The sequence below is a fragment of the Tunicatimonas sp. genome (assembly GCF_049647865.1).
Lineage (GTDB): Bacteria > Bacteroidota > Bacteroidia > Cytophagales > Cyclobacteriaceae > Tunicatimonas.
On sequence record NZ_JBARYM010000486.1, the window covers coordinates 1 to 11,275 of the forward strand.

Genomic DNA, 11,275 nt, shown 5'->3' on the forward strand with positions numbered 1-11,275 from the left:
TTATCCAGGGCTACCGCGGCTCGCTGGGGTCCAAAGTCGCAGGAAGGAAGCCAGGCTAAGCCCCCGGCTAGTAAGGCGGCTTGTTTTAGGGCAGATCGTCTATCCATTTAGCTATCTATTTCTAGTATCAATACTTCGTAAGTTCGTAATTATTCTGCAAAAAGAAACCTTACAGAGCAGTTTTTAATTGATCGCTGTAGTGGTCAGTGTTTAGTTTAGTATGTTTACTATCTAGTAGTTTAAAGATTTGGATTTATTAATATAATACGCCCACAATAAGGTCTTGGCAAGTTTCGTCATTTGAAGATTATGATAAATACTATGGATAGCGTACGAGGCTTCTTTTTCAGAATAGTGAGCCTTAGTTTCATTCTTACTCTTCTCTTTGTGAGTAGCACCTCCGCCCAGCTTCCGCTCGATTCAGCTGGATGGACGATCATCCAACCATCGGAGACTTCAAGAATAATTTACGTGAGTGCCTCCGAGGGCTCCGATCAAAACAATGGACTCTCAGAACAAGCACCTGTTAAGTCAATCAGAAGGGCTAAGCAACTGGTTCGGGATACGTACCCCGATCATATTTTATTGAAAAGGGGCGATACCTGGACAATCAGCGAAGGACTAGGGTCTTTTTATTCCGGAAAAAGTGCTGAAGAGCCGATGGTTGTTTCGTACTACGGTAATGAAGGTGGGCGCCCCCTCATCAAAACTGAGCGTCCTTTTTTCTATTTGGAACGCGACGAAAGGTCACATCTAGGGTTTATTGGGTTGGAATTTTATGCCTATAAACACGATCCTAATTCTCCTGATTACGAAAGTGAAAAGGGAGTGTCGGCAATTTCCTTCATTAACGCCCGTGGTGAAAATATATTGATTGAGGATTGCAAGTTCAACTACATGCAAATGGGAGCTTACACCACCGGCAGCGGAAAAGAAGGAAGAGCGACGGTAGGAGCATTAAAGAACTTTAAATTCAGACGTAATATCTGCCTACATTCTTGGGCCGGAGATTCTTATCATGTCCACGAGAAAAGAACGCGAGTACAGGGTATGTTTATCTACGGAGTGGAAGGGATTTTACTCGAGGAAAACTTATTTGATCACAACGGGTGGAATGAGCAGATTGAAGGAGCCGGTGCCACTATGTATAATCACAACATATACATGTCTACGAGTAACCCGCATTCTGAAAAGATTTTAATCCGCGGTAATATTATTGCGCGAGCTTCGGCTAACGGACTGCACTTGCGTTCTGGCGGATACGTAGAGAATAACCTGTTCGTGCAAAATGCAAATAATGTAAATCTTGGATACCACGGAAGTGCCCCGTTGCCCAAGGCGTTTGCTGTGGTTAGAGGTAATGTTTTCCAGGAGGTAAGGCTAATGGATTCAACTAATACTGCTTACCCCCGAACTGCTTCCGTTCGAGGTATCGGAGACATCACAATACCATCGGTTGTAGAGGATAATATTTTGTCAAACTGCATTAATGTAGCCCGGTTTGCTATAGATATGTACAATAATAAGTGGGGTTTTGGGGGAGAGATGGTTCAACGTAACAACATAGCGTATAACTGGGTCAAGAAGAATGACAAGCCTAATCCCGCGTGGCCCAATCCTAATAGGACAATCAGTGACTACCATAAATCTATTGGGAAAGAGGCTTCTACTACTGCTTTCTTGCTGGAGGCGAGAGAGCGACCGCTTAAAACGTGGTGGCCGGAGTATTCCGCTGACAATGTTAACCAGTTTATCAGAGAAGGATTCTATGGCCAATAGGTTCAGGCTATTAATTCATCTGGGAAGAGAATCTCGGCGGACGAACAAGTTTTATTGCCAATCGGATACCTTGTTAATCCCGCTTAGGTAGAAGAGACATAGTTTTGTTAGAATCAATAAGCTGCTGGAATGAATCACTAAAAATCAGGATACAGTACCTTGATCATCACCAGTACGGTAGTTAAATAAATAATTGTAACCGGCAGGCCAATACGGAAGAAATCGCGAAAGTTGTAGCCTCCGGGTCCGTACACAATAAGGTTGGTTTGGTAGCCAATGGGAGTAAGAAAAGCAGCCGAGGCTCCGTAGGCAATGCCCAAGTACAGTGGCATACCGTCTATCTGCAAAGTATTGCTAACAGCGTAGGCTAACGGGAACATGATAGAAACGGCTCCTACATTAGTAATAAAAGAAGTGAGGATGGTTGTGATAACTAGCAAACTTGCTAGCACCGCCATAGGTCCTAACGATGCGGTAACATTCAGAATCTGCTGAGCTAGCAACTCGCCGCTTCCGGTGGTAATCATTGCCTGACCTAACGCCAACGAAAACACCAGAATACCAACCATGTTCACATCAACGTCACGCTTTACATCGGCCAAAGTTATCATTTTCAGACCGACCATAGCAGCAAAAATGAGCAGTAATGCGGTGAATAACGAAACAAATCCTACCAGCAAGGCCCCGATAGATGCGAACACCGCTACCAAAAACAATAGTGTCTTTTTGCGTTTGGGTTGCAGAAATTCTTTTACTTGAGTAACAATGAAAATGTCCCGATACAAATCTACCCGATTACGAAAATCGCGGCCAGCGTACAGCAGTAGCAGGTCACCCTGCCGGAGTTTAATCTCCCCAATTTTTCCACTCAGCCGTTCCCCATTCCGATGAATAGCGACGATAGCCGCATCGTAGCGTCGGCGAAAATCAATTTCCTTGGCAGTGTAACCAATTAGATTAGAGTGAGCACCAACGACTGCTTCAATTACTTTTACGGCATCTCGCTTTTTGGTCTTATCGTACTGCGGTAACACCAGTCCTCGCCCATTGCTGGTTAGGTCGAAAATAAATTCAGTAGCCCCAGCAAAAATTAGCACGTCGCTTTTTTGGAGCTTTTCCCGAGGTTCTACTGGGGAGATCACTTGCTTGGCCCGGATAATTTCTACCAGATACATTCCTCGAAGGTTTCGTAATCCAGCTTCATTGACGGTTTTTCCAATCATTGGCGATGATCTTTCTAAAGCAGTCTCCACTAAATACTCCCGTCGGTTTTCCTTGAACTTATTCAGAATATCCTCATGGTTAGGCAGCAAACGATAACCAACTAGCACAATAAACAGAATACCAAGAACACAAACTGTCCCGCCAATCAGTAATAAGCTTAACCCGGAGATACCCCCCACCCCATTGCTAATCATAAAGCCGTTTAGTACTAAGGTAGTAGAGGTACCCACCAGCGTAATCATTCCACCCATAATAGTGGCGTAAGACAATGGAATAAGTAGGCGCGAAGGACTTACATTATACTTCCGCCCCCAATTAAACACGTAAGGAGTCATTAGTGCTACTACCGGAGTATTGTTGACGAAGGATGACAAAGCAGCTACCTGTACCATCATTCGTAGTAAAAAGCCTCGATAGCCTAGCGGAGTATCGCGCTTGCCCAGATGGTAAAAGCGGTCGATGAATGATTCAATCTGAAAGTTTTTACCCAACGCTGAACTCAATACCACCAATAACACTACGCTAGCGATAGATTCATTGGAAAAGCCCATCAACATTTGCTGAGGAGTAATGATCTGAAGCAGTACTAACCCTAGTACAATACCTAAAAAGCCAACCGCCGGACGCACCCACTCACGATAAATGGCTACGAATAGCAATAGAATGCTTCCTAAAGTGATTATTTGCTGAAGATACTGAGGCAGCATACGGAATCTTAATAATCTACTTACTCTAATTGCGAAGTTAGCACATAAAATTTGTGTTATGATGTTTAAGTAGTACAGTTCTTAGTGGTAGAGTGTTACGGTAGACAGTATGCCGGTTTGTTTTGGTTTACCAATTGATCTAAAACTATTAATTGACAGGAGTGAATTATCAAAATCTATACTACAACCGCATCCATAAATTAGTACATTAACACCCTAACACCTTCGCACCAAAACCATGCCCCAATCACTACCCTCTTTAAACCTACCCTCATTCACACCGCGTATTGTTATTGAAGATTCAGGGCAGATGATTTTCGATATCTTCCGAAAAAAATATGTAGCCCTAACCCCCGAAGAGTGGGTACGTCAGCATTTCGCTCATTACTTAGTCGATCATTTACATTATCCTAAGTCGTTGCTTAAAATAGAATGTGGGTTAACCGTAAATGGTCAGAAAAAGCGAGCAGATATCGTTGTTTTTGGTAAGGACGCTCAGCCTTTCTTGGTAGTGGAGTGTAAATCTTATAATGTGAAACTAGGCGAGCACACGTTCCAGCAATCAGCTTGGTACAACTATACACTGCAAGCCCCTTATCTAGTTATCACTAATGGCTTACGCCACTACTGTTGTCGTATTCACCACCACCAGCAACGCTTTGAGTTTCAGCCGGAGTTGCCAGCCTATATTTGATTACTACCGCGAGAACTAGTCTATTTAAGATTTATCGTTAACCGATAGATTTGATTCAAAAATTTTGTTAAGGTAATTTAGAGGGAAGGTGTATAGCTAAATTAGAGGAGTTTGAGATTGTCGACGAACCGGTCAATACATTTTGTGAACAGAGAAACTTATTGCCAAAAGATCTTAGTGGAGCTTTAGCAAATATGTCTTCCTTAATTCCTGGTCTTAAGTGTTAGAAGCTACTTCTAAAATAGGCCAATAGTAATGCCTATTTTGTAATTGTTTACCTCAGGGCCCTCACCCGAAGTAAAAAGATCAGAGAACATATACTGCCCTGTTAAGGTAATACCGCGGAAACCCACTTTTGCGTAGGCCCCGTAGCGCCACGGGTTAAGGTTATATCGACGCTTAAATTTATCTTCCTCGTTTGTTCCACCGTCTTCGTACTTAATCTTGGTAAACGAATTAATTAGGCGGCCTACGCGTCCCCCTATCGCTGCGGTGAAGCCTCGGTAGTTTTCTTTAGCAAAGAAACGCACCTCCAACGGAATGTCTAGGTAGTGAGTAGTAAGCTGAGTTTTTCGAAGATTGGGATAGGTAGTGGCATCTAGCGGAACGAACTGGGTAGAATCCTGCTCGTCACTTAGTGTGACTCTACCATCAAAACTATAATTAACAAACCCTAGACCCAGCCCCGTATGTAACGAAAACTTAGATTCGCCAATAGGGATGGGATACAGGTAGTAAACATTAAACCCTCGGGAACCCCAAATTCGGGTCTCCAAATCATCAGGGGCATTGTTTAAGAAGTTAAACCCAAAGTCTATTAGTAACATACCGGGCAAATCAGGTTGGGCACCTTCGGGGGTAGTGGTGGTGTCTTGCGCTTGAGCTGAAGTAGTGGCGATAAGCAAAGAAAGGGCTAGCCCTCCTAAAAATTTTTTGTAGTGTAACACGTTCAACTAATTTTCTCTAGGTTTCTTATAATACGTTGGCAAAGGTAAAATAATTATAGCAGGGATTAGAGGCTTCACCAACAGTTCGTAAAAAAACGAAGCTTTCTTTCCTGAATTGTTCTTGCCTGGAAATGAATTTATTGCTTATCTTTGCCCTTCGGTTATACGAATGGCCTTGTAGCTCAACTGAATAGAGCACCTGACTACGGATCAGGAGGTTTTAGGTTTGAATCCTAACAAGGTCACTATAAAGCCTTCTATCATTGCGGTAGAGGGCTTTTTCATTTAGTGGTGAGCTAATGGTCAAGCTCTAAATTTTAGGTGTGTGGTTTTCTATCTAACTAACTACAAAAGCAAAGCTGCTCAAGCTAACTTTAGGCATCACCAAAATATTCTTTCCGCTTTCCAAAAGACAAAATCTATTTATTCGCAATCACCGATTGCTCCGACAGATTATAGATTGTACCCCCTATCACTGTGACTACTCCCGCTTCGGCGAATAGCGCAAATTGCGTAAAATTCTCGTTTGGGAAAAAGATATTAGACATCACCGTGGTGCCGTCATCACCAAATAATTCCACTGAAGCCACATCAATGAAGAGGTGCATACTTAAGGTATCTCCATCTCCTACCCGCTCGGCAGTAAACCTTCCGGGAAAATCATTTGAGAAATCTGTTTTCCCGGCGTTGCTTCGGTTCACAAAATATTCTTGATCGGCCAGATTATAGCCTATAATTATCTCTTCGTTTAAGCTATTGAACAACTTAACTCCTACTTCGCTCGCGGTGGCTTCACTCAAATTAAAATCCACTTTAAGTTCTAGCGTTGAGGTTGGCTGACTAAGTTTCGAGCTAATGTCTTGGCTACCCTCTAAGGTAATTGCCTCCAGGGCTACGCTATTTTTCCGTAACACTTCCAGTTCGTCTACCGGTAGAGAAGCTACGCGTAAGCCCGCTTCGGTTTCTACTAAATGTAGCGTTCGGGGTATCGTCATGGCACTGCGCCAAGCGTAGGTCGGTACCTCTTGTCCGTACTGCCAGTTACTCATCCAGCCCAGAAAAATACGGCGACCGTCTGCTTCGGGTATATCCGACCATGTTACTCCGGCATAATTATCTTTTCCAAAGTCTAACCAGAGCGACATATCTTCCGAATTATCATTAGTAAAAGTTTTTCCGTCAAAATCTCCTACAAAATATTGGGTTGCCGAACCACCGTTTGGTCCACCCGGATTGATACTGAGCAACAGCACCCATCGTTCTTCACCACTATCGGTGGTCAGCGTAAATAGATCAGGACACTCCCATACTCCACCGTGCGAACCACTATTTTCGCCAAACTCGCTCATGTAATTCCAGTCGGTAAGGTTGGATGATTCATAAAAGTGCACCCGATCATCCACCGCCAATATCATCACCCACTTTTGGTCCGGATCGTGCCAAAACACCTTCGGGTCGCGGAAGTCTTTAATCCCCGGATTTTCTATTACCGGATTATCTTCGTACTTCGTCCAGGTGCGCCCCCGATCATTACTATACACCAAACCCTGCACTTGGTAATCATTGCGGTCTTCGTCTTCTCCCAGCGGATTGTGGTAGGTAAATATAGCGACCATCGGCGGATTACCTTCCGCTCCCAGACCCGAAAGATTGTTATCATCCACTACGGCACTACCCGAGAAAATATAGCCCAGGCTATCGGGGTACAGCGCGATAGGTAAATGCTCCCAATGGACTAAATCTTCGCTCACGGCGTGGCCCCAATGCATCGGTCCCCACACATTACTATCAGGATAGTGCTGGTAGAACAAGTGATACTCTCCATCGTAGAAAACCATTCCATTGGGGTCGTTCATCCATTGTTCGGGTGGAGTAAAATGATAAACCGGTCGGTATTGTTCACCAGTGTCTGTAGTATCAGTTGTTACTTTGGTAGATTCTGAGGAAGTAGACTGACAGCCCACTGTAATTGCTAATAATATATTAGTTACTAGAATAGGTAGAGCTTCTTTCATTGCTAATTAATTGTACGATATAAAGAAATTATCAGTAAAAAAGGTTCTTAAAGAGCTAGGAACAGCATCTAGTTTATGGAAAAAATAGGGCAATAAAAAACCCAGCCGTAGCTGGGAAAAACTCATTACTCGTGAATATCCTCAAAAGAGCCTGTTTTTTACATACCGGCAAAGCAATACCTCGTTCATCTCCATCGCTTTGGGGTATAAAATGTAAACGAAAATTAGGAGGATTATTCCAGAGATACTCAGTCAAAAATTGGCATAACTTACATGCAGTGCCCAAATTTGCTAATAAATGAATAAGATAAAAATTGTTAGCCTTGCTATTTACCCCGGTTACCCAGCCAAACGCCTACTGCGGAGAGAATGAAAACAACGGCTAGGCCAATGAGTAGAATTGTGTTAGTATCCATAAGTTTGGTTAGTTAGTCTTATTCAAGCTGAATTTGAGCGAATATTATAAATTTTCTGCCAATTAATAAAAAAAGCGACACAGTTTTACCTGTGTCGCGTCAACTAACTGTTGTTAATTGTAAATATAGAGATAAACTCGGTGGTTAGATTAAAAAGTAAAATATACTTCTTGTAAGTTCAAAAAATCGAGCCTATCTACAACCCTCACTTCACCTATTATTAGGCAAACCTATTGCCAAAAAAACTATTTTAGCGACGGTATATCTTATATCCAACAACAATCAATTGAATATCAATTATTTATAGTCTTACTCCTTCTTCATTGCAGTATTTTTTGCCTGTGCCAAAAAGTTAAATTTTACTAAAAAGGGTACATAATTCCCCACCAGTGGGTAGTACGAGCTACTAATCCCCAATGGTTGAAAACTACTGATCAAGCCACGCTTTAAAGGTTGATACCCGATCGCGACTTACCAGCACATCGCTGTCTTTACTGTGCTTAAGGTGAAGTTTAAGGCGGCCACTAGAGTACGTGATAATATCATCAATAGCCGAAAGGCGAACCATGTATTTGCGACTGATACGGAAAAACTGAGCCGGATCAATCATGTGTTCTACCTGATCTAGCGGGTAGTCAATAATATAGTGCTTACCTTCCGTAGTTTGCAGGTAGGTTGCTTTGGCCTGACTGAAAAAAAACAATATCGCTTCCGTAGGAATGGCCTTAATATGTTCGCCTATCTTCACTATAAACCGGTTCTTGTACTCTGTTGGTTGTAGCATCTGCAATGCTTGTTGAAGCTGGGTTAAATCTGGTACCGATGATGTAGTTATGTCAGCCTGCTTTTGATAGTAACTATAATACTTCCCCAAAGCCTTTTCTAATTCTTCCTCATCAATAGGTTTGAGCAGATAGTCGATGCTATTGACCTTGAAAGCTTGAATGGCGTACTGATCGTAAGCAGTGGTAAAAATAATGGGAGCCGTGATACTGACGTGCTCAAAAATCTCAAAGCTCAGTCCATCCGCCAGTTGAATGTCCATAAAGACCAAATCAGGGGGCGGATTATTCTGCCACCATTCCACCGATCGCTTTACTGAATCTAACTGGGCGATAATTTCCGCCTCGGGAACAAATTGCCGGACTAGTGCAGTAAGATGCTTAGCCGCCGCCTTTTCGTCTTCAATAATCAATATCTTCATACCAACTGCTTTTTTTGGGTTTGTAAAATCAGCAGAGGTAAGCGAACTACGAATCTATCGGGCCCATCCTGTATCTCTACTTCCCGTCCCGACAAATGGGCGTAGCGCGACTGAATATTTTTTAACCCTAAGCCCGACGAATATTCGTGCGAAGTTTTAGGTTGTAAAGTATTTTCTATCACTAGCGTAACTGGGCCATCGGAGTAAATACGGATACTTAACGGCTGTTCGTCTGAAACAATATTGTGCTTAATGGCATTTTCTACCAGCATTTGTAGTGATAGGGGTAAGATCATCGTATCGCTTTCCGAGACTTGAATATCCACCTGAAGATTATCCTCGAACCGAATTTTCTGAAGAAATATGTAGGCATTAACAAACTGTAACTCATCGCGTAACGGCACTACCTCCTTCTGCTGATTATCTAGCACATAGCGGTATACATCCGCTAGTTTCTTGATGAACTTAGCCGCCTGCTTCTGATCTTCGTACACTAGCGAGGTGAGTGCGTTCAGACTGTTGAATAGAAAGTGCGGGTTTACTTGGTTTTTGAGTGATTCGTACTGCGAAGCCACCCGCTCGGTTTTTAGCCTTTCCGCTTCAATAGCGGTCTGTCGCCAGCTTAATAGAAAGCCTCGACTGGTTAGAAAAACCGTAATGACGATAGTAATGCCTAACGGTAAGTACATATTTTCCAGATAGTACCCCTCCCAGGTAGCCACGCAATCGCAACGAGGTTCCCAAATGAGTTTGGCTGCCGTGAACTGAACTAACAAAATAGCAATAAATGAGTAAGTAAACATGGCGGCAACTCCCAAGACTAACCGCTTGATTGGCTGATCAATCCACGGAACCAGCCGAGTTAGATAATCACTTAGATATCCGTTTCCTTCACTTAACAAAAACGTGTAGGCCACCGACATCGCTACACTGGGCCAAATACGCTCTAAACCTTCCCAGGAGGTAAACGATTGAGGTGCTATTAATATCATGATAAGTACACCAATCAGGGTTGAGAATACCAGAATAGATGTTACCCGTTTAAAGATGGGAATACGCATTAGATGAATTTTCCCTAAAGATAATGAATCATTCAAATTGGGGATGCAGTGGATGACCGCCTGTTCTGATAGCGATCTCATGGACTGCATCGTTGCTGGGCGGCTTGCGCCGTAGCTTCACCCCAATGAGGCATTAAAGTATCTTGACTATCCATTTGCTTAAACTTCGCCACGGCCTGGCCAATCAAACCACAGGCTTCGGAAGTGTTGCTCTTGAAAAATTGGGCGGTGCCGTACTGCATCTGTCCCAGTAATAAAAATGCTCGGGGGTTATCAGGATTCATCTGAACCGCCTGCGCCAGCGTTTGGGTAGCTTTCCCGGCCAGTTCCGGGCCACGACTAGCAGGGTCAACCGTTACCCGAATCATGTGTAAGTAGCCTTGCAACGTTACCAGTTCCGATTCGGCGGGGTTAATTAGTTTCGCTTTGTCCAGCAACGCTTGCGCCTGATCCAAGCTCTGATCTTTTTGTTCAGCCCCTCCACTTCTAGCCGCCTGGATAATGTAGGCGTAGCTAGCGTAGTACAGTGGAAGCCACTCGTCTTGCTCAACCTGAGCAATGCGTTGAAACTGGTTCGCCGCTGCTTGATAAGTTTCAGGCGACGCTGCTTCTTCCAGTTGACTAATAGCTTGCTGCATAGCTTTTTCGTAAGCAGGATTACTGGCAAAACTTAGCGTAGCAAACCAAAATAAGATGACTGACATAAATAAACGTTTCATAATTTTAAAATTTAAAGAGTGTGTATACTATCAATTATTCGGTAGTGATTGTTAAGTTGTCATTAGTCAATAACCGTCTGTGTGGATGACGGCCGCACAGTTCAACTGCTGAGTTGTCCTTCGTCACTTTCAATTATCCATTGTCAACTGTTCATTAGTCCTAACTCTTCAACCTTCTACCCTCCAACCTTTTACCTTTTCATATTTCCATCAAAGTGTATCTAACTGATTCTTCATTTTGTCTTTACTCAGTGTGATGAACATGCCCACAAAGAAAAAACGAGGAGCGGTAGGCCGCACGGGCATACGATCGTAGTTACCGGATTCATTGGGCTGCGAGGCATAGTTGTAACCGAAAATGTTATCCCGGCCTAAGACATTAGTAGCCGCCGCGTAAAGAATGATGTGTTGCCGAATCAGCCAGGCAGCATTTACACTCAAGCTATGAAAGGCTTTAGTCCGATCGGCGTGAAACTCCGGCTGCTGAGGGTTGAAATACGGTCGTCCGC

At 43.3% G+C, this 11,275-nt stretch carries 8 protein-coding genes, 1 tRNA gene and 1 pseudogene; 3 read left to right on the forward strand and 7 right to left on the reverse strand.

Annotated elements, in window-relative coordinates:
• The first annotated feature begins 321 nt into the window (after nucleotides 1-321).
• Nucleotides 322-1,779 carry a hypothetical protein gene (locus tag WBA23_RS14425; RefSeq protein ID WP_424582981.1) on the forward strand — a complete coding sequence of 486 codons (1,458 nt, stop codon included), beginning with the start codon at nucleotides 322-324 and terminating at the stop codon, nucleotides 1,777-1,779.
• A 137-nt stretch (nucleotides 1,780-1,916) separates the two neighbouring features.
• On the opposite strand, the gene WBA23_RS14430 is transcribed toward WBA23_RS14425, so the two are convergent.
• Entirely contained in the window at nucleotides 1,917-3,710 is a 1,794-nt protein-coding gene (locus WBA23_RS14430; RefSeq protein WP_424582982.1) for an SLC13 family permease, read from the reverse strand.
• A 238-nt stretch (nucleotides 3,711-3,948) separates the two neighbouring features.
• On the opposite strand from WBA23_RS14430, the gene WBA23_RS14435 reads away from it, so the two are divergent.
• The gene (locus WBA23_RS14435) at nucleotides 3,949-4,404 is read left to right on the forward strand and encodes a type I restriction enzyme HsdR N-terminal domain-containing protein (RefSeq protein WP_424582983.1); all 456 of its coding nucleotides are present in this window, start codon (nucleotides 3,949-3,951) and stop codon (nucleotides 4,402-4,404) included.
• Between the two features lie 236 nt (nucleotides 4,405-4,640).
• Here WBA23_RS14435 and WBA23_RS14440 read toward each other — a convergent pair whose 3' ends face one another.
• On the reverse strand, nucleotides 4,641-5,351 hold the full coding sequence (locus tag WBA23_RS14440) for an outer membrane beta-barrel protein (protein WP_424582984.1): 711 nt from the start codon (nucleotides 5,349-5,351) through the stop codon (nucleotides 4,641-4,643).
• Between the two features lie 171 nt (nucleotides 5,352-5,522).
• On the opposite strand from WBA23_RS14440, the gene WBA23_RS14445 reads away from it, so the two are divergent.
• Nucleotides 5,523-5,596: transfer RNA gene (locus WBA23_RS14445), tRNA-Arg, on the forward strand.
• A 174-nt stretch (nucleotides 5,597-5,770) separates the two neighbouring features.
• Here the strand turns inward: WBA23_RS14445 and WBA23_RS14450 are convergent.
• The 5 genes and pseudogenes from WBA23_RS14450 to WBA23_RS14470 all read right to left on the reverse strand — a co-directional run.
• A complete protein-coding gene (locus WBA23_RS14450; RefSeq protein ID WP_424582985.1) occupies nucleotides 5,771-7,366 on the reverse strand; it encodes a glycoside hydrolase family 32 protein in 1,596 nt (531 codons plus the stop codon).
• 843 nt (nucleotides 7,367-8,209) lie between these two features.
• Nucleotides 8,210-8,986, reverse strand: coding sequence for a LytR/AlgR family response regulator transcription factor (locus tag WBA23_RS14455; RefSeq protein ID WP_424582986.1), 777 nt, complete (start codon nucleotides 8,984-8,986; stop codon nucleotides 8,210-8,212).
• A complete protein-coding gene (locus WBA23_RS14460; RefSeq protein ID WP_424582987.1) occupies nucleotides 8,983-10,128 on the reverse strand; it encodes a sensor histidine kinase in 1,146 nt (381 codons plus the stop codon). The genes WBA23_RS14455 and WBA23_RS14460 overlap by 4 nt, the downstream gene beginning before the upstream one ends.
• Nucleotides 10,125-10,766: a hypothetical protein gene (locus tag WBA23_RS14465; RefSeq protein WP_424582988.1), complete on the reverse strand. Its 642-nt coding sequence runs from the start codon at nucleotides 10,764-10,766 to the stop codon at nucleotides 10,125-10,127. Before WBA23_RS14465 ends, WBA23_RS14460 begins: the two co-directional genes overlap by 4 nt.
• A 210-nt stretch (nucleotides 10,767-10,976) precedes the next feature.
• Nucleotides 10,977-11,275: pseudogene (locus tag WBA23_RS14470) on the reverse strand (TonB-dependent receptor); the annotation flags it as partial.